The organism is uncultured Kluyvera sp. (assembly GCF_902485085.1).
GTDB classification, from domain to species: domain Bacteria; phylum Pseudomonadota; class Gammaproteobacteria; order Enterobacterales; family Enterobacteriaceae; genus Kluyvera; species Kluyvera ascorbata.
The window spans coordinates 1-17,279 of the sequence record NZ_CABTJS010000149.1 but is presented as its reverse complement, the minus strand read 5'-3'; the positions used below and the strand labels follow the sequence as shown (position 1 = coordinate 17,279).

Here is a 17,279-nt window from a genome sequence, read left to right as displayed (position 1 = left end):
GGTGGCTGTCATAAAACCGTCATTTGCGAAACCGGAACGTTATGCTGGAAAATCTGAACAACTCGCTGTTTTTGCTGATCAACGCAACCCCAGCCTCAGCCCCATGGGCAATTTCATTTGCCACATTTATTGCTCAGGATTTGATCCTGATTGTTCCCCTGCTGGCTGCGGCTATGTGGCTCTGGGGCGAACGTCGTCAGGTTCAGGCGCAGCGCCATCTGGTGATTAAAGTCGCACTGGCCATCGCCGTCAGCCTTGCGCTGTCGTGGATGATTGGTCAGCTGTTCCCGCACGAACGTCCGTTCGTTGAGAATATCGGTCATACCTTCCTGCACCACGCGCCGGATAACTCCTTCCCAAGCGACCACGGCACGGTGATCTTCACCTTTGCGCTGGCGTTTTTGTTCTGGCATCGCCTGTGGTCTGGGCTGGTGCTGATGGTGGTTGGCGTGGCGATTGCCTGGTCTCGCGTCTATCTTGGCGTCCACTGGCCGATGGATATGCTCGGCGGCTTCCTGAGCGGCCTTGTCGGCTGCATGGTATCGCAAATGCTGTGGCAGTATATCGGTGCGACGGTTTACCCGCGCCTACAGCAGCTGTACCGTATTGTTTTCTCTGTACCTATTCGTAAAGGCTGGGTGCGTGACTAGACCTGCGCTCGCAGGTAAAATAACGCGCTGACCCCGGTATCCTTACCGGGGCATTTCCGGTAGAGGAACTATGGAAACACGACGCGACGAGCGATTGGGTCAACTGATTCAGGCACTGAAACGCAGCGATAAGCTGCATCTCAAAGAAGCGGCAGCTCTGCTTGGCGTTTCTGAAATGACGATTCGTCGCGATCTGAACAGCGAAAGCGGGCCCGTTGTGCTGCTCGGCGGCTACGTGGTGCTGGAACCGCGCAGCGTTCCACATTACCTATTAAGCGACCAGAAAACCCGACTGGTTGAAGAGAAAAAGCGAGCAGCAGGTCACGCGGCAAAGTTACTCAAACCTCATCAGATGGCCTTCTTCGACTGTGGCACCACCACGCCGTGGATTATTGACGCCATTGATAACGACCTGCATTTCACCGCCGTCTGCTATTCGCTGAACACCTTCCTGGCATTGCAGGATAAACCCAACTGCCGCCCCATTCTTTGCGGTGGCGAATTCCACGCCAGCAACGCCATTTTCAAACCGCTGAGCGAGCAGGATACGCTTTCACATCTTTGCCCGGACATTGCTTTCTATTCCGCAGCGGGTATCGATATTGAAATGGGCGCGACCTGTTTTAATCTTGAAGAGCTGCCGGTGAAACACTGGGCGATGCGCCAGGCGCGCTACCATGTGCTGGTAGCGGATCACAGCAAGTTTGGCAAAGTGCGCCCGGCCCGTATGGGTGAGCTGACGCGCTTTGATGTGATTGCCAGCGATACCTGCCCGGATGATGAGCTGGTCGCGCTGGCAAAACAGCAGCAAATTTCGCTGCTGTATTAGCGGGATATTACGAGAACCAGCTACCAAACCATTCGTGGAATTTCATCAGCACGAAGTCCATCATGCGGCTGAAGAAGCCGCCCTCTTCGACCGCTTCCATGACAATCAGCGGACGCTGTTCAATGGTTTTGTCGTTAAGCTTGAAGTCGATAGTGCCGACAACCTGGCCTTTGGTTAACGGCGCGGTCAGCTGCGGCTGCGTCAGGGTGTAGCTGGCCTTCAGGTTTTTGAGCTGACCTTTCGGAATGGTCACCGAACCGGCTTCCCCTGCTCCCAGATTCACCTCGTTCTTATCACCAAACCAGACGCGCTGGCTGATGAAAGTGGCATCCGGCTTGATTGGCGTGACGGTTTCATAGAACCGGAAGCCCCAGGTCAGCAGTTTTTCCGACTCATTAAAGCGCACACGGTCGCTCTTGGTACCCAGCACCACCGCAATCAGGCGCATATCGCCCTGAGTGGCCGACGACACCAGGTTATAGCCCGCCCCCGCCGTGGTACCGGTTTTCACGCCGTCGACGTTAAGGTTAGAGCTCCACAGCAGACGGTTACGGTTCGGCTGGCGGATATTGTTGAAGGTGAACTCTTTCTCTTTATGTACCGCGTACTCTTCCGGTACATCGTGGATCATCGCTTTGGTCAGCAGCGCCATATCGCGCGCGGTGCTGTACTGCCCCGGCGCATCCAGGCCGTGAACGGTTTTGAAAGTGGTATTAGTGAGGCCAATTTTCTGCGCGTAGCCGTTCATCAGGCTGACGAAAGAGTCCTGGCTGCCGGCAACGTAGTCGGCAATGGCGATGCTGGCATCATTGCCCGACTGGATAATCACCCCTTTATTGAGGTTCTCAACCGACACCTGCTCGCCTGGCTTAAGGAACATCACCGAAGAGCCGCGTAGCGCCGGGTTGCCGGTGGCCCACGCGTCGCGTCCGATGGTCACCATATCGGTCAGCTTGATTTTATTCGCCTTCAGCGCCTGACCGACCACGTAGCTGGTCATGATTTTTGTCAGGCTGGCCGGATCGAGCTTCTCATCGGCATTGCCCTCTGTCAGGACCTTACCACTGGCGTAATCCATTAATATAAAGGCACGAGCGTCGATTGCTGGCGCGTCCGGAAGTTGTTCCGCCGCCTGCACCGCCGGTGCCACTAAAAGTAAAAGCGCTGAGCCTGCCATCAGGCTCTTGAAGGAGTTAGCGTTACACATCATAAAAGCCACCCAAGTATCCATTCCCAAAAACGCGCCACGACAGTACCGTGCTGCACCAGGCCGTGAGTAATAACGTAGAAACTCTCTTAAAGAAACAGTGAGTTGGTAAAGTTTTTTAAGTTTACGCAAGATCCCCTGGTTGTGCTGAAAACCTGACATTTTTTTGATCGAGATTGCGTAAGCGTTTACTTTGGCCCACATTTAATCTCTGCTAAAAAAACGGGAGTCGATATGCTAACGCTGTGGGGAAGAAATAACTCAACGAACGTGAAAAAAGTGCGCTGGACGCTGGCTGAGCTTGGCCTGCCGTATGAGCAAATTATGGCGGGCCAGGGATTTGGCGTGAACCGCGACGCGGCCTATCTGGCGCTCAACCCTAACGGCCTGGTACCGATGCTGAAAGACGGCGACGACGTGCTGTGGGAATCGAACTCCATCGTACGCTACCTGGCGGCACAATACGGCGCAGAGAGTCTGTGGCAAGCGCAGCCTGTTCAACGGGCGAAAAGCGAAAAGTGGATGGACTGGGCCAACGAAACCCTATCTCCGGTGCACCGTAAAATTCTCTTCGGGCTGGTGAGAACCCCGGTAGAGCAGCGCAACATGGATGAAATCAACGCGGCAATTGAAGCCTGCGAACCGCTGCTGGCTATCCTGGATAACACCCTGGCAAACCAAACCTGGCTTTCCGGCGACCAGTTTGGCGTGGGCGATATCGCCGTCGCGCCGTTTGTCTATAACGTGCTGGAAACCGTCAAAACCTGGCAGCCGCGGCCGCACCTGGCGCGCTGGTATCAGCAGTTGGCCGAGCGTCCCGCCTTCCGCGACGTGGTGATGATCCCGGTCAGTTAATCCTCTCAGGTGCGCTGGCTACTCCCACGCACCTGCAATTTCCCTACCAGCCGGACATGCGCCGCCGTATCATCCCCTTCGCACAGGTAGTTCACCGCCATTCTGCCCAGTTCGCTATAGGCTAGCTGTACGCTGGTCAACGCCGGGGTCAACTGATGCGCAATGCGCTGATCGTCATAACCACACACCAGCACGTCGCGCGGAATGGCAATATTGAGCGTGGCGAGCGCCTGATAGCAGCCGAGGGTCATCCAGTCACTGGCGCAGAAAATCGCCTGCGGCGGCTCCGGCAAACGCATCAGTTCAAGCGTGGCGTTAAAGGTGGCATTGAGCGACCAGTCGGTCTGTTTAATCAGCGCCTCGTCCACCGCAATACCGGCCTGCTCCAGCGTCTGGCGATAGCCTTCCAGGCGCAGCACGCTGGCATCCATCCAGTCATCGCCCATGATATGCGCAATGCGCGTAATGCCCTGCGACAGCAGATGGTTGACTATCTGGCAGGCGTTGGCGCGGTCATCAGGAAGAAAGGTCGGCAGCAGCGGGCGCTGCGGGTCGTACTGGTTTAACAGCACCACCGGCTTATGTATAAGCGCGTCGAACGGCGAAAAATCAAAGGCACGAGTCACCGGACTTGCCAGAATCACCCCTGCGCAGGGGCGCTGGTCAAGCTGGCGCAAAATGTGCGCCGCCATCTCCAGATCGTCGCCGTAGTCATAAACGGTCAGCAGGGTATCCCGCTGCCAGGCGGCGGAAACCGCGTCGCTGATGGCCTCAACGAAGGGATCGTAGTTCGGCATCCCGCACAGCAGCAGGGCAATTTCTTCCTGCCCTTCCTGACGATGAGGCACAATGATCTTTTGATAGCCCAGCGCCGTCGCCGCGGCATAGACGCGTTCGCGGGTAGCCTCACTCAGGCGAATCGCCCGGCTATTGTTGAGCACCAGAGAAACCGTCGCCTGCGAAACGCCCGCCTCCCTGGCAATATCACTCATCGTTATTTTGTTTTTCTTCGCCATGTTCGCTCCTTGTCGCCGCCGACTATAGCACAGTTATCACACGCTTTTTTTGTGAACAGCCCAACACTTCAACCGCATCAGGATTGCGCCTTGTGCCATAGTTAATAAATATTAGCTAATAATTATTACCAAGGAGAAAAACTATGCACTCGCAATGGCGCGAATCGCAGGCGCAGGCCTGGTATCAACAGCACGGCTGGGCATGCGGCTTTAACTATTTGCCGCGCAGCGCGGTCAACTGGACTGAGATGTGGCAGGCAGAGACTTTCGATGCGGCGACCATCGACCAGGAGCTGGGCTGGGCGCATGACTACGGCTACAACGCGCTGCGTACCAATCTGCCGTTTATCGTCTGGGAAGCCGACCGCGACGGCCTGCTGACGCGCATCGACACCTTTTTGACGCTGGCGAAAAAGCACCAGATTCAGGTGATGCTGACGCTGATGGACGACTGCGGTTTCTCCGGCGACGAGCCGTACCTCGGCCCACAAAAACCACCGCGCGAGGGGGTGCACAACAGTCAGGCAGCGGCGAGCCCCGGCCGGGCCATCGTAATGGACCCGGCACAATGGCCGCGCGTAGAAGCCTACGTCCGCGACGTGCTCAGTCATTTTAAAAACGACAAGCGCATCACCATTTGGGATCTCTATAACGAACCAGGCAACCGCGGCATTAACCTGTCCCCCACCGAATCGACCGAGTATGACGAAGCGCTGGAAGCCTTCGCGCTGGAGCTGATGACTGCCACCTTTGGCTGGGCGCGTGAAGTTGGCCCGAGCCAGCCGCTCACCGTAGGCGCGTGGCACATTGACCATCCGCAGTACGGCACGCTACAGCACCCGATTGATATTGCGGCGCTGCGGTTATCCGACATCATCAGCTACCACAACTACAACAATGCCGCCCGCCAGCTCGGCGTACTGGAAAGCCTGACGGCATACCAGCGCCCGGTGCTCTGCACCGAATGGCTAGCGCGGCATATGGACTGCACGTTCAGCGAGCAGCTGCCGCTGTTCTGCGCTTTCGATACCGGCTGCTATCAATGGGGGCTGGTACAGGGCAAAACGCAGACCTGGATCCCATGGACCAGCGTCAATAGAGATCACCCCGATCCTCACTCGCTGTGGTTCCACGATGTGCTGACACCCGACGGCAAACCATGGTGTGAAGAGGAAATGCAGTTGGTGAAAGCGCTCACTGGCTACCGCCAGACGCGTCGTTAATTGTGATACACGGAGGGTTCATCCATGAAAAAATCAGCCTTGTTCCTGCTTGCCTGCTGCGGTTTCGGTGCGATGCCCATCGCGCACAGCGCCGATCAGGTGGAACTCCGTTTTGCCTGGTGGGGCGGTAAGGCCCGTAACCAGGCCACCTTAAAAGCGCTGGATGCTTTTGAAGCCAAATACCCGAACATTAAAGTGAAGGCGGAGTACACCGGCTGGGACGGTTTCTACTCGCGCCTGACCACCCAGATTAATAGCAACACCGAAGCCGACGTCATCCAGACCAACTGGAACTGGCTGACGCTGTTGTCGAAAACCGGCGATGGTTTTTACGATCTCAACAAACTGCGCCAGCCCATTGGCCTCGACCAGTACTCTCCCGCCGCGCTCGCCAGCACGACGGTGAACGGAAAGGTCAACGCCATCCCGATTTCCGCCAACGTGATGCTGTTTTACTACAATGCCGCCACCTGGCAAAAAGCTGGCGTGCCGCTGCCGAAAAGCTGGGACGATTTGCTGAAAGCCGGGCCGGTATTTAAAGAAAAGCTCGGCGATAGCTACTATCCGCTGATCCTGACCGAGCAGGACTCGCTGTTACTCCTGAACTCCTGGGTCTATCAGGGCAACCAGAAGCCGATGGTGGATGAGAAAACCCGTAAGCTCGGCTGGAACCATGACGATCTGGTGCAGGCCTTCACCTTTTACCGCCAACTAGTAGCGGCACACGCCGTACCGGATGCCCGCACGATGGCCTCATACGGTAAAGGCGTCGCTTATGAAATGAAGCCGTGGATTAACGGCGAATGGGGCGGCATCTATAACTGGAACGTCCTGTATACCGCCGAGTCGCAGAACCTGAGTCATCCCGACGACCTGGTGATGGGTGATTATCCGATGCGCGAAGGCGCCAAAGATGCCGGGCAGTTTAATAAGACTGCGCTGATGCTTTCCATCAGTAAAAATACCCGCCATCCGCAGGAAGCGGCGCTGCTGATTAATTTCCTGATGAGCGAAAAAGAAGGCGTGGTGCCTGTGGGTCTGGAGCGCGGCGTGCCGCTGAGCAAGGCCGGGGCGCAGATTTTACGCGACGCGGGGCTGCTAAAAGAGGATGACCCGGTACTCACCGGGCTAACGCAATCGGCTTCATTACCGAATCACGCGAAGGCACTCCCCTATCTTGAAGACCCGCAGTTCACCGCCCTCTTCCTGGCCGCGCTGCAAAGCATCGACTACGGCAAGGCAACCGTCGACCAAGCGGCAACCCGTTTCGAGGAACAGGCAAACCGTATTCTGCGGCGAATCATGCGTTAAGGGAGAGAATCATAGACAGGGGGACAAACGTCCCCCTGATGTTAAGCGTGAGTCATTGGTGATTCAGCATCCAGCTTACGAATGCTGTTCGTCAACGCCGTCAGGCAGCGCTCAAGCGTTTCCACGTTAACCGCAATATATGACGGGCAGTCGTAACGCCCCGTCATCAAGCACACGGCCGCGGAAGCGATAGCCTCGCCCGCCTGCCGCATCATTTCCAGTTCTTTACGCGAACTACACCGCGTAAGCGGTACAACGTTACCCCGTAGTTCGCAACACAGTTCGAGCAGGTTAGTACGCAGATGATCGTTATCACCGACTGACATATACCCCTTTGCCTTTCTGAGCTGCAAATAGGCATCAAGGTCAATTCGCGCATTGATGAGTCGCCTCATCATCTGGCGTTTCAGTTTGCTATCCGTCATGCATTTACCTCCCTTGCCACCCATTGGCTCTTTCATTATGAGATTACTTAACGGAAGGAATGCTGCGCGATATCAACAATTCATCATTCATAACACTTTTAACAAAATAGTAATGAATTCGGCAAGAATGGTTTGTGGGGTGGTCGGGTCGAATCTCCACGAACCGCCTTGCTTCGCCGGACTACTTGTTACGGTAGCCCGGTTATATTCTGTATTTTTTCACTATCTATCCTACCCTCCTTGCATGAAAACACCGTAATGTTTACTATAGTAACCGTTACCAGGTGAGGTGAATCATGACTATCTATAAGGCAAAACGATTCAACCAAAACACCAAAAAGCTTGGCATCACGGACGACGTGCTATTGAAAGCTGCCGAAGATATCAAACAGGGTGTTTGGGAAGCGAATTTAGGCGGGGGGGGTAATCAAAAAGCGCCTGCCTCTGCAGCAAGGCAAAAGCGGTGGCGCAAGAACCGTCATCTTTTTCAAATACGATCGACATATTTTTTTCTACGATGGTTGGGCGAAAAATAGTGTCAGTAGTGGAAATGGTAAAGAAATAGAGGATGACGAACTTATTGCTTATCGAAAGCTGGCTAGCGCTTTTTTAGCATTCACTGATAAGGATATCGCAAAACTCCTGATCACCGGTTTTTTAGTTGAGGTAGATAAATGACTAACAAACTCAAAACAATACTTGATGACGCTAAAGAGCTTAACGCACTTGGCCTGATGCCAGAGAACGATGTTGCTGAAATCAATAAGCTTTTAAAAGCGCGCGAGCTTAAAACACGTATCGCCGCCGTTAAGATGATGTCTGGTGAAGAGATTAAGGCGGTTCGTGCTCGTTTCGGTATGTCGCAGTCTATTTTGGCGCACACGCTGGGAATGTCTAAAGAGAGCGTGTCCAAATGGGAGCGCAACGAAATCAAACCCAGCGGTCCAGCGTTACGTATTCTCAATACTTTGGCCGCCAAAGGCCCGGAAGTATTCACTAAGTAAAACAACGCTAGCCCGGCCAGGTATTTGCAAGACCGGGCTAGCGTATAAACTATCCTTTCAATTTCGGATCCAGCGCATCGCGCAGACCGTCACCCAACAGGTTAAACGCCAGCACCGTCAGGAAGATCGCCAGCGCCGGGAAGACCGCGACGTGTGGCGCAATCACCATATCCGCGCGCGCTTCGTTGAGCATCGCTCCCCATTCCGGCGTGGGCGGCTGGGCGCCGAGGCCGAGGAACGACAGGCTGGCGGCGGAGATAATCGACACCCCAATGCGCATGGTGAAATAAACCACGATGGAAGAGACCGTGCCGGGCAGAATATGCTGGAACAGGATCACGCGGTCGCTGGCGCCGATGCTGCGCGCCGACTCGATAAAAGTCTGCTGTTTCAGCACCAGCGTGTTACCACGCACCAGACGCGCAAAGGCCGGAACCGAGAAAATCGCTACCGCGATTATCACGTTGGTCATGCCGCTGCCCATAATCGCCACCACGGCAATCGCCAGCAGAATGCCGGGGAAGGCAAACAGCACGTCGCAGATGCGCATGATGATGCGGTCCCACCAGCCTTCGTAGTAGCCCGCCAGCAGCCCAAGCACGGTGCCAATCAGCGAACCAATCAGTACCGCAAACACGCCCGCGGTGAGTGAGATTTGCGCGCCGACCAGTACCCGGCTGAAAATATCCCGCCCCAGCGAGTCTACGCCGAACCAGTGGATCAGCGACGGGCCGTCGTTCAGACGGTCGTAATCGAAGTAGTTTTCCGCATCAAACGGCGCAATCCACGGTGCGACCACCGCCACGATAATCAGCAGCAAAACGAAAATACCGGAAGCCATCGCCACCGGCTGCTGACGAAAGCGCCGCCAGAATTCTCGCCACGGCGTGCGCGGAACGCCCGCCTGCATCACCGGCATGGCGTTAAGTACAGCCTGTCGACGCCAATTGAATAATCGCACGTTATTTATACCTGATAGCCGGGTTAATGGCGGCGTAGAGCACATCCACCACTAAGTTGATAAGAATAAACTCCAGTGAGAACAGCAGCACCTCGGCCTGAATCACCGGGTAATCGCGCATCTCCACCGAATCCACCAGCAGGCGTCCAAGCCCCGGCCAGTTAAAGACTTTTTCCACCACAATCGAGCCGCCGAGCAGGAAGCCAAACTGCAGCCCCATCATCGTCACGACCGGGATCATGGCGTTACGTAGCCCGTGCTTTAGCACCACCACTTTTTCACTCACCCCTTTGGCGCGGGCGGTACGCATATAGTCTTCATTGAGCACGTCAACAAACGAGGCGCGGGTAAAGCGCGCCATCACCGAGGCCACGGCGGCACCGAGGGTGATTGACGGCAGAATGTAGTGCCGCCAGCTGTCGGCACCCACGGTGGGCAGCCAGCCAAGCTCAACGGAGAAAATTTGCATCAGCAGCATACCCAGCGCAAACGCCGGGAAGGAGATTCCGGTGACCGCCAGCGCCATCCCAAGACGATCCGGCCAGCGGTTGCGCCACACGGCGGCGGCAATCCCGGCGGCCATACCAAAGATCACTGCCCACATCATGCTGGCGAGGGTCAGAAAAAGCGTTGGCAGGAAACGGCTCGCTATCTCTTCAGATACCGGACGGCGTGACACCATCGACATGCCAAAATCGCCCTGAACGGCGTGGGTAATGTAGTGCCAGAACTGAACGTACAGCGGCTGGTCCAGCCCTAACTGCTGGCGAACCATCGCGATAACCTGCGCGTCGGCCTCCGGCCCGGCAATCAGCCGTGCAGGGTCACCGGGAAGCATATGGACAAATAAAAACACCAGCACCGCCACGATAAACAGCGTCGGGATCAGGCCGAGCAGGCGTTTGATAACATAGTTAAGCATGACTCTCCTTGCCGTAAGCTCCCTGCGCCATTATGACGCAGGGAGACCTCGCTTACTTCAAATCCGCATCGTCAAAGCTAAAGCCCGTGTCCGGCATAATATAGAACCCGGTCAATGACTTGCTGTGCGCCGATACCAATTTCTCTACCACCAGCGGCACCCACGGCGACTCTTTCCAGATAATATCCTGAGCCTCTTTATAAAGCCGCGCTTTTTCTTTCACATCCGTGGTTTGCAGCGCCGCCGTCAGGTCTTTATCCACCTGCGGGTTGCTGTAGAACGCGGTATTAAACTGCGTTGGCGGCCAGTTTGAAGAAGCAAACAGCGGCGACAGCGCCCAGTCGGCTTCGCCCGTTGAGGCGGACCAGCCGGTGTAGAACATTCTCACCCCGCTCTCTTTCTGCCCTTTGGCTTCCACTTCCGCCGCGCGCTGACCGGCATCCATCGCCGTCACCTGCGCCTTAATGCCAATTTGCGCCAGCTGCTGTTGGGTAAACTGCAGTACTTTCTGCGCGGTACTGTGGTTGTGCGACGACCACAGCGTGGTGCTAAAGCCGTTCGGGTAGCCCGCCTCTTTCAGCAACGCTTTGGCTTTTGCCGGGTCGTACGGCCACGGCTGATACTGCTGAGCGTAGGCGATTGACGGAGGTACGACACCGGTCGCTGGCGTGGCGTAGCCCGCGAAGGCCACCTTCACCAGCGCCTGGCGGTTGATGGCGTAGTTAATGGCCTCGCGCACCTTCGGGTTATCAAACGGCTTTTGCGTCACGTTCATGCTGATATAGCGCTGCATGATAGACGGGCTGGCCACCAGCTCAAGCTGGCTGTTTTTAGCCAGCAGCGCTGCCTGCTCGTAAGGGATTGGGAAGGCAAACTGCGCTTCGCCGGTTTGCAGCATCGCCGCGCGGGTATTGTTATCGACAACCGGACGCCAGGTAATGGAATCCAGCTTCGGCAGCCCTTGCTGCCAGTAGCCAGCAAATTTACTGACCTTCACAAAGTCGGTCTGATTCCAGGTGTCGAGCTTATACGGCCCGGTCCCCACCGGATGGAAGCCAATCTCGTTGCCATATTTTTTCAGCGCCGCAGGCGAAATCATCGCCGTCGCCGGGTGGGCGAGAATGTTAATAAACGCCGAGAACGGCTGCTTTAAGGTCACTTTTACCGTATGGTCATCAACGACCTCAGTTTTATCGATATTTTTGTATAGGTTATAGCGCTTAAGGTGGCTATCCGGGTTGCTGGCGCGATCGAGGTTAATCTTCACCGCTTCGGCGTTAAAATCGGTGCCGTCCTGGAATTTCACCCCCTGACGCAGCTTAAGCGTGTAGACCTTGCCGTCATCAGAAACGGTATAGCTCTCAGCCAGGACGTTTTGCAGCTTCATCTCTTTATCGAGGCCAAACAGCCCCTGATAGAACGATTTCGCCACCGCCTGCGAGAGCGTGTCGTTGGCATCATATGGATCAAGCGTGGTGAAATTGGAGCCTACCGCCACGACCACATCTTTTGCCGCGAATGCGGGAGAAGCCGCCAGCGCGGAAGCCACGCCCAGTGCGACCAGCCATTTACGTGAAACGCGTTGTGTCATGTTGTCCCCTGCCTATGGTTTTATTATCGATTTATCAGCGCACTGCTTGCCGGTTCACGGGCCACATAGTGCCCCGGTGAAACCTGCTGCAAATTAATGGGTTCGACTTCTTCACCCCGTTTATAGATATTGCCCGGCAGTTCGTCCGACAGCAGCACGCGCTGCGGCCGCCGATGCGCCGGGTCCGCCACCGGAACGGCGGAGAGCAGCTTGCGCGTGTACGGATGCTGCGGGTTTTCAAACACCGCGCGGCGCGGGCCAATTTCCACGATGCGCCCGCGATACATCACCGCCACACGGTGGCTGATACGCTCCACCACCGCCATATCATGTGAAATGAACAGAAACGCGATGCCCATTTCCCGCTGCAATGACAGCAACAGGTTGATGATTTGCGCGCGAATCGAGACGTCCAGCGCCGAGACCGATTCATCGGCGATCACCACCTTCGGGTTCAACGCCAGCGCACGGGCAATGCAGATGCGCTGCCGCTGGCCGCCGGAAAACTCGTGCGGGTAGCGCCAGGCATGCTCAGGTTGCAGACCGACGCGCTGCAATAGCCACTCCACCCGCTGCTGCAGCGCCTCGCCTTTCAACTCGCCATGGATACGCAGCGGCTCCATAATCGAGAAGCCCACGGTGTGGCGCGGGTCGAGCGAGGCGTACGGGTCCTGGAAGATAAACTGAATATCGCGGCGCAACGGCTGAAGCTGATGGGCTGAAAGCGTATCAATGCGCTCGCCGTTAAAGGTAATGGTGCCGCTTTGCGACTCAACCAGTCGCAGCAGCGCCCGCCCGGTGGTTGATTTCCCGCAGCCGGACTCGCCCACCAGTGACAGCGTCTCCCCCGGCCATAAATCAAAGCTGACGTTCTCTACCGCGTGTACTTCGCGGGTGACGCGGTTCAGAATGCCGCCGCGCAGCGGAAAACGCGTCACCAGGTTACGCACCTTGAGAATCGGCCGCCCCTCAACAACGGTGTCTTGCTGCTGCGGTTCACTTTCCGGTGTATTGAAATCCGGGAAACTTTTAGGATAGTCGCTGCCGCGCATTGCGCCCAGGCGTGGTACAGCCGCCAGCAAACGACGCGTGTACGGGTGCTGGGGCGCGGTAAAGATCTCGTCCACCAGCCCGCTTTCGACCACTTCGCCCTGATGCATCACCAGCACCCGGTCGGCAATCTCCGCCACTACGCCCATGTCGTGAGTGATAAAAATCACCCCCATCGACATCTCTTTTTGCAGTACATCTATCAGTTGCAGGATCTGCGCCTGAATGGTCACGTCCAGTGCGGTGGTCGGCTCGTCGGCAATCAGCACCGCCGGGCGGCACGACAGCGCCATCGCAATCATCACTCGCTGACGCATCCCGCCGGAGAGCTGATGCGGATAGCGCGACAGCATGGCCTGCGCTTCCGGAATTCGCACCTTATCGAGCATTTTCTTCGCCTCGGCCAGCGCCTCTTCGCGCCCGAGCCCCTGATGCAGGCGAATCGACTCGGCAATCTGTTCACCGATGGTAAACACCGGGTTCAGCGAGGTCATCGGCTCCTGGAAAATCATGGCGATATCGGCACCGCGCACGCTGCGCATTTGCGCCGACGTCTGCTCCTGAAGATCAATCACTTCTCGATTGCGGCGGCGCAGCAGCAGGCTATCAATGCTCACCTGGCTGCCGGACTGCTCCAGTAGGCGCATTAATGAGAGCGCCGTGACCGATTTCCCCGAGCCGGATTCCCCCACAATCGCCAGCGTTTCACCGCGATTAAGATGAAAAGAGAGCTGATGCACGGCGCGCACGGGCTGCCCGTCCTGACGAAACGTCACGTTCAGGTTATCAACGCTCAGCACCTGCGCGTTATCAAGCTCATCGGAATGCGGCACGGTAACTCCTTCTATTCCTTATAGATACCAATCGTCGGCGTATCACCGGCGTAGGCCCAGGCGCGGTACATGCCTTCGCTGTTAAACGGCAGCACCACGTTGCCTTCGCGGTCGATGGCGATGAGGCCACCGCTGCCGCCAAGCGCAGGCAGTTTTTCCATCACCACGCGCTCGCAGGCCTCATAAAGGCTAAGGTTGCCGTACTCCATCAGCGCGGCAATATCGTACGCCGCGAGCGTACGGATAAAAACTTCGCCCGTGCCGGTACAAGAGACCGCGACGCTGGCGTTGTTGGCATAACAGCCCGCCCCCACCAGCGGGCTATCGCCCACCCGGCCGGGCAGTTTATTGGTCATCCCGCCGGTCGAGGTAGCCGCCGCCAGGTTGCCGTTGAGATCCAGGGCGACAGCGCCCACCGTGCCCATCTTTTGCTGTTCATCCAGCGGAGCGGCATCGTGGTCGAGAATAAAATCGCCGTTGCTGCGCGCCACCAGCAGCTGCTGGAAGCGCTCGTCGGTGGAGAAGAGTGAATTGTTCACCAGCTCCATCCCCTGTGACTGCGCAAAGGCTTCCGCCCCCTCGCCAATCAACATCACGTGTGGACTATTTTCCAACACGCTTCTGGCCGCCAGCACTGGGTTGCGCAGATGTTTTACCCCGGCAACGGCTCCCGCCTGCAGCGAGTACCCGTCCATCACGCAGGCGTCCAGCTCATGCGTTTCATCTGAGGTAAACACCGCGCCAATCCCGGCGTTAAACAGCGGGCACTCCTCAAGCTGACGTACCGCTTCGGTGACCGCATCCAGCGCGCTCGTGCCCGATTCAAGCATCTTTTGTACGCTTTCCACGATGTCGGAAAGCGCCGTGACGTATTGTTGTTCTTTTTCTGCCGAAAGCTGGCTGCGGCTAATCGCGCCTGCCCCACCGTGTATTGCAATGACTGCCTTGCCCATTGAGCCATCCCTTACGTCATTTTCTTTATATACACTTCATCCTTCAAACTGCCTCTGCGTTGGCTGCGTTCGCTCACCCCAGTCACTTACTTTAGTAAGCTCCTGGGGATTCACTCACTTGCCGCCTTGACGCAGCTTGAACGATTTTGTGTATAAATATCATTATAGTGTCTCTGTTCCTATATCAATTTTGAATATAGAAATAGCGTTCCATGTAGTGAGGTACACCACAGGTGGCATACTGTCGGTAAGGCTTTTCTGCCATAATGTGCGCATTCGAACGTTTCCCGCAGGAGTTTACCCATGGATTTTACCGCCGGACTGATGTCGCTTGATACCGCGTTGAGCCAAATGCTAGATCAGATTACCCCGCTGCACGAGCGCGAGTCGGTACCGCTGCTGAAGGCTTTTGGTCGCATTACCGCGAGCGATGTTGTCTCCCCGTTGGACGTACCGGGTTTTGATAACTCGGCGATGGATGGCTACGCGGTACGTCTCGCTGACCTCGCGGCGCAAACGCCGCTCGCGGTGGCAGGTAAGGCTTTTGCCGGACAACCCTTCCACGGTGAGTGGCCAGCCGGTACCTGTATTCGCATTATGACCGGTGCGCCGGTGCCCGCGGGTTGCGATGCGGTGGTGATGCAGGAAGAAACCGAGCAAACCGACGACGGCATTCGTTTTACCGCCCACGTTAAAGCCAACCAGAACATTCGTCGTCGCGGCGAAGACATCGCAAACGGCGCGGTAGTGTTCCCGGCCGGAACCCGTTTAACCGTCGCCGAACTGCCGGTGCTGGCGTCGCTCGGCATTGCCGAGGTGGACGTGGTACGTAAAATTCGCGTCGCGCTGTTCTCCACCGGCGATGAGCTGCAACTGCCGGGCCAGCCGCTGGGCGACGGGCAAATCTATGACACCAACCGTCTGGCGGTGCACCTGATGCTGGAACAGCTGGGCTGCGAGGTGATTAACCTTGGCATCATCCGCGACGACCCGGAACAGTTGCGCCAGACCTTTATCCAGGCGGACGAGCAGGCCGACGTGGTTATCAGCTCCGGCGGCGTTTCCGTTGGTGAAGCCGACTACACCAAAACCATCCTCGATGAGCTCGGTGAAATCAGCTTCTGGAAGCTCGCCATCAAACCAGGCAAACCGTTCGCCTTTGGTAAACTCAACCACAGCTGGTTCTGCGGCCTGCCGGGCAACCCGGTCTCCGCCGCGCTAACCTTCTATCAGCTGGTGCAGCCTTTGCTGGCGAAACTGAGTGCCGGTAGCGTAGCAACCCAGGCACCGCGCCTGCGCGTACGTACCACCGACCGTCTGAAAAAATCGCCGGGCCGCCTCGATTTCCAGCGCGGCCTGCTGACCCGCAATGAAAACGGCGAACTGACCGTGTCTACCACCGGTCATCAGGGTTCCCACATCTTCAGCTCGTTCAGCCATGGCAACTGCTTTATCGTGCTGGAGCGCGAGCGCGGTCACGTTGAGCCGGGCGAATGGGTAGAGGTGGAGCCGTTTAACCATCTGCTGGGAGGCCTGTAATGGCGGAGGAGCTTAGCGACTCAGAGATGATGCGCTATAACCGGCAAATCATCCTGCGCGATTTCGATTTTGATGGGCAGGAGCGGCTGAAAGCGGCTCGCGTACTGGTCGTCGGCCTCGGCGGGCTAGGCTGCGCGGCCACGCAGTATCTCGCTGCCGCAGGCGTGGGCGAGCTGACGCTGCTCGATTTCGATACCGTTTCGCTCTCCAACCTACAGCGCCAGACGCTGCACAGCGATGCCACTATCGGTCAGCCGAAGGTGGACTCCGCTCGCGAGGCGCTGGCGCGCATTAACCCACACGTTAAGCTGAATACGTTGAATGCAATGCTGGAAGACGCGGCGCTGTGGGCGCAGATTGCCGAACACGACCTGGTGCTCGACTGTACCGACAACGTGGCCATTCGCAATCAGCTTAACGCGGGCTGCTTCCAGCACAAAATTCCGCTGGTTTCCGGAGCGGCAATTCGTATGGAAGGCCAGATCAGCGTCTTTACGTATCAGAATGGCGAGCCGTGCTACCGCTGCCTGAGCCGTCTGTTCGGCGAGAACGCGTTAACCTGCGTGGAGGCAGGCGTGATGTCACCGTTGGTTGGCGTGATTGGCGCGATGCAGGCGATGGAAGCGATTAAAGTACTGGCGCATTACGGGGTGCCCGCAGCGGGGAAAATCGTGATGTACGACGCGATGCGCTGCCAGTTCAGAGAGATGAAGCTGATGCGTAGCCCGACGTGCGAGGTGTGCGGGAAGGCTTTGGCGTAATCCCCGAATCAATTGTAGCCCGGCCGAGCGAAGGTACAAACCGGAAACATAGGTAACACTTTAGACCGGATACATGGGTAACAGTTATAACTGGCATAGAAGAGGAGACTCGCTATGCCCTGGACTGAGACCCGACCTATGCAACGCCT

The 17,279-nt window shown here is 56.8% G+C and carries 18 protein-coding genes; 10 read left to right on the top strand and 8 right to left on the bottom strand.

Going from position 1 to position 17,279, the window contains the following annotated elements; genetic code table 11:
- The first annotated feature begins 41 nt into the window (after positions 1 to 41).
- Both ybjG and deoR read left to right on the top strand, forming a co-directional pair.
- Positions 42 to 650, top strand: coding sequence for an undecaprenyl-diphosphate phosphatase (gene ybjG, locus RDN66_RS18520; RefSeq protein ID WP_202216163.1), 609 nt, complete (start codon positions 42 to 44; stop codon positions 648 to 650).
- Positions 651 to 720: 70 nt separating this feature from the next.
- A complete protein-coding gene (deoR, locus tag RDN66_RS18515) occupies positions 721 to 1,479 on the top strand; it encodes a DNA-binding transcriptional repressor DeoR (RefSeq protein WP_202216164.1) in 759 nt (252 codons plus the stop codon).
- A 7-nt stretch (positions 1,480 to 1,486) separates the two neighbouring features.
- On the opposite strand, the gene dacC is transcribed toward deoR, so the two are convergent.
- Positions 1,487 to 2,689, bottom strand: coding sequence for a serine-type D-Ala-D-Ala carboxypeptidase (gene dacC / locus RDN66_RS18510; RefSeq protein ID WP_035894507.1), 1,203 nt, complete (start codon positions 2,687 to 2,689; stop codon positions 1,487 to 1,489).
- 231 nt (positions 2,690 to 2,920) lie between these two features.
- Between dacC and RDN66_RS18505 the strand changes: the two genes are divergently transcribed.
- Positions 2,921 to 3,541 (top strand): glutathione S-transferase family protein, encoded by a 621-nt coding sequence (locus RDN66_RS18505; RefSeq protein ID WP_035894497.1) that lies wholly within the window; start codon positions 2,921 to 2,923, stop codon positions 3,539 to 3,541.
- 5 nt (positions 3,542 to 3,546) lie between these two features.
- Here RDN66_RS18505 and RDN66_RS18500 read toward each other — a convergent pair whose 3' ends face one another.
- A complete protein-coding gene (locus tag RDN66_RS18500) occupies positions 3,547 to 4,557 on the bottom strand; it encodes a LacI family DNA-binding transcriptional regulator (protein WP_270502049.1) in 1,011 nt (336 codons plus the stop codon).
- Positions 4,558 to 4,700: 143 nt separating this feature from the next.
- Between RDN66_RS18500 and RDN66_RS18495 the strand changes: the two genes are divergently transcribed.
- Both RDN66_RS18495 and RDN66_RS18490 read left to right on the top strand, forming a co-directional pair.
- Positions 4,701 to 5,780: a cellulase family glycosylhydrolase gene (locus RDN66_RS18495; protein WP_202216166.1), complete on the top strand. Its 1,080-nt coding sequence runs from the start codon at positions 4,701 to 4,703 to the stop codon at positions 5,778 to 5,780.
- A 24-nt stretch (positions 5,781 to 5,804) separates the two neighbouring features.
- Entirely contained in the window at positions 5,805 to 7,091 is a 1,287-nt protein-coding gene (locus RDN66_RS18490) for an ABC transporter substrate-binding protein (RefSeq protein WP_202216167.1), read from the top strand.
- A 41-nt stretch (positions 7,092 to 7,132) separates the two neighbouring features.
- Here the strand turns inward: RDN66_RS18490 and RDN66_RS18485 are convergent, their stop codons facing one another.
- Positions 7,133 to 7,516, bottom strand: a complete 384-nt coding sequence (locus RDN66_RS18485; protein ID WP_035894492.1) for a biofilm formation regulator BssR — start codon at positions 7,514 to 7,516, stop codon at positions 7,133 to 7,135.
- A 296-nt stretch (positions 7,517 to 7,812) separates the two neighbouring features.
- Here RDN66_RS18485 and RDN66_RS18480 point away from each other — a divergent pair, with 296 nt between their 5' ends.
- From RDN66_RS18480 to RDN66_RS18470, 3 genes are read left to right on the top strand one after another with little or no spacing between them, the layout of a single operon-like run.
- Complete coding sequence (locus tag RDN66_RS18480; protein ID WP_308538099.1) at positions 7,813 to 8,052, top strand: type II toxin-antitoxin system RelE/ParE family toxin; 240 nt, start codon at positions 7,813 to 7,815, stop codon at positions 8,050 to 8,052.
- Entirely contained in the window at positions 7,943 to 8,194 is a 252-nt protein-coding gene (locus RDN66_RS18475; protein ID WP_308538109.1) for a type II toxin-antitoxin system RelE/ParE family toxin, read from the top strand. The genes RDN66_RS18480 and RDN66_RS18475 overlap by 110 nt, the downstream gene beginning before the upstream one ends.
- Complete coding sequence (locus RDN66_RS18470; protein ID WP_202216168.1) at positions 8,191 to 8,520, top strand: DNA-binding transcriptional regulator; 330 nt, start codon at positions 8,191 to 8,193, stop codon at positions 8,518 to 8,520. The genes RDN66_RS18475 and RDN66_RS18470 overlap by 4 nt, the downstream gene beginning before the upstream one ends.
- A 49-nt stretch (positions 8,521 to 8,569) precedes the next feature.
- Here the strand turns inward: RDN66_RS18470 and gsiD are convergent, their stop codons facing one another.
- Genes gsiD through iaaA form a run of 5 tightly spaced genes read right to left on the bottom strand, consistent with a single transcriptional unit; the run spans position 8,570 to position 14,830 of the window.
- Positions 8,570 to 9,481: a glutathione ABC transporter permease GsiD gene (gsiD, locus tag RDN66_RS18465; protein WP_035894491.1), complete on the bottom strand. Its 912-nt coding sequence runs from the start codon at positions 9,479 to 9,481 to the stop codon at positions 8,570 to 8,572.
- 1 nt (position 9,482) lies between these two features.
- Positions 9,483 to 10,403, bottom strand: a complete 921-nt coding sequence (gsiC, locus tag RDN66_RS18460; RefSeq protein ID WP_123651360.1) for a glutathione ABC transporter permease GsiC — start codon at positions 10,401 to 10,403, stop codon at positions 9,483 to 9,485.
- A 52-nt stretch (positions 10,404 to 10,455) separates the two neighbouring features.
- Positions 10,456 to 11,994 (bottom strand): glutathione ABC transporter substrate-binding protein GsiB, encoded by a 1,539-nt coding sequence (gene gsiB, locus RDN66_RS18455; RefSeq protein WP_202216169.1) that lies wholly within the window; start codon positions 11,992 to 11,994, stop codon positions 10,456 to 10,458.
- A 23-nt stretch (positions 11,995 to 12,017) separates the two neighbouring features.
- Complete coding sequence (gsiA, locus tag RDN66_RS18450) at positions 12,018 to 13,877, bottom strand: glutathione ABC transporter ATP-binding protein GsiA (RefSeq protein ID WP_202216170.1); 1,860 nt, start codon at positions 13,875 to 13,877, stop codon at positions 12,018 to 12,020.
- An 11-nt stretch (positions 13,878 to 13,888) separates the two neighbouring features.
- Positions 13,889 to 14,830, bottom strand: coding sequence for a beta-aspartyl-peptidase (gene iaaA / locus RDN66_RS18445; protein ID WP_035894487.1), 942 nt, complete (start codon positions 14,828 to 14,830; stop codon positions 13,889 to 13,891).
- A gap of 303 nt (positions 14,831 to 15,133) precedes the next feature.
- Between iaaA and moeA the strand changes: the two genes are divergently transcribed.
- Complete coding sequence (moeA, locus tag RDN66_RS18440) at positions 15,134 to 16,369, top strand: molybdopterin molybdotransferase MoeA (RefSeq protein ID WP_202216171.1); 1,236 nt, start codon at positions 15,134 to 15,136, stop codon at positions 16,367 to 16,369.
- On the top strand, positions 16,369 to 17,130 hold the full coding sequence (gene moeB, locus RDN66_RS18435; RefSeq protein WP_202216172.1) for a molybdopterin-synthase adenylyltransferase MoeB: 762 nt from the start codon (positions 16,369 to 16,371) through the stop codon (positions 17,128 to 17,130). Before moeA ends, moeB begins: the two co-directional genes overlap by 1 nt.
- Positions 17,131 to 17,279 lie beyond the last annotated feature (149 nt).